The 1,525-nt window shown below is 71.7% G+C and carries 2 pseudogenes; both read right to left on the reverse strand.

Annotated elements, in window-relative coordinates:
• Positions 1-240 (reverse strand): annotated as a pseudogene (locus BBH68_RS14860) (protein kinase domain-containing protein); the annotation flags it as partial.
• 27 nt (positions 241-267) lie between these two features.
• Positions 268-1,525: pseudogene (locus tag BBH68_RS14865) on the reverse strand (hypothetical protein); the annotation flags it as partial.

Consider the following 1,525-nt stretch of genomic DNA (forward strand, 5'->3'; position numbering starts at 1 on the left):
GTGTCGGCGTCCGGGCGCGGTCCACTGGCCGCCGACCCGTCTCGCGGCCGCGACCTCACGCCGGAAACGGCCGCGGAAGTCCGGCTGGCGGGCCAGTTCGGCCTTCACCAGCTTTACGGCGACGGTGCGGCCGCGGGCGGAGCGGGCCAGGTACACCCGGCCCATTCCGCCCTCTCCCAGCCTGGCGAGCAGCCGGTACTCGCCTATCCACGGCGGGTCCTGGGCCCCGAGGTTCTCCATTGCCGTGCGGCTCCTGTCCGTGCGCGATCAGTCGACCCGGGTGAACGTCTGCGTCTGGGTCTCGTCGCTGTAGTCGTTCGGATCGTCGTATTGGACACGGAGTTTGTCAGATCCGGCGGCGGTGAAGGTGAGCATGCTGCTCGACGGGCAGGAGTCCTCGGGGGCCTCCTCGGTGATGTTGGCGGGGCTCAGGACCAGTCCCTTCTCGACCGAGACCAGGACCCGGTTGCCCTTGCACTCGTACCTCTGACTCTCCCCGAGGTCGTCGGTCACCTCCGTGCCGATCGCGCCCTGCTTGATGGTGATCTTCAGGGTGGCGCCGGACTCCCCGAACGCGTCCTTGGCCAGCCAGGTACCCAGGTACTTGTCGGGGATGGCCTTGTTCCCGGACTTCGAGGGGCGCAGCGTGGCCGAGGCGGAGCCGTCCGAGTTGTTCCAGGCGATGGAGCCGTCGTCGCCCAGCTTCAGGGTCTGCTCTCCGACGGTGCTGCAACTGTCGGTGGGGATGCTGGTGTCCACCTCCTCGTCCTCGACGACCAGAAGGCTCTTCACATCCTTGAGGGTGGCCTTGGTCTGGCAGAAGGAGTCGGAGGCCGCGGTGAAGGTCTCGATGGTCTTGGAGCCGATGGCGCCCTGGGAGATGACGATGCGGCGGATCTTGCCGGTGGCCGAGCCGCTCTCCATGATCTCGCCTTCCCAGGCGCCGAGGTACTCGTCGGGCACATCGCCGCTGGAGCCCAGCGACGTGGAGGACGGAGTGGGCGAGCCGCTGTCGTCGGTGGACGGTGACGGCCCGTCGGACGTCGTGGAGGCGGCGGAGGGCGTGCGGGTCAACTTGCTGTAGTCGCGCTTCTCCTTGTCGTCGTCGGAGGCCATGTAGGCGAAGGCGGCAGCGCCCGCGATGACCAGGGTGGCGACGATGGCGGAGGCGATGATGACCGGCTTGCGCCTGCTCCGCTTGGCGGGCGGCGGGGTGGGGGTGGGCACGGGCGCGAACGGCCCGCCGGGCGCACCGGGGCCGCCCAGGCCGACGGAGCCCAGGGCGGCGGGGGTGTTGGGTGTGTGGGGGGCGTTGGGTGTGTTGGGCGTCGCGTCGAAGGAGGTGACCTCCGGCGGCCCGAACGCCTGCGGCGGCGTGGGCACCGGTTCCGTGCCGGGACCGGCGCCTGGACCGGCTCCTGCCCCCGCGCCGGGGCCCGCGGCCGGCGCCGGCTCGGCGGGAGTGGCGGGCTGCGGGGCCTGCGCGGCGGGCGGCGTGGGCACGGCGGGCTGCGGGGCCTGCGCG

It is taken from the genome of Streptomyces sparsogenes (assembly GCF_001704635.1).
Lineage (GTDB): Bacteria > Actinomycetota > Actinomycetes > Streptomycetales > Streptomycetaceae > Streptomyces > Streptomyces sparsogenes.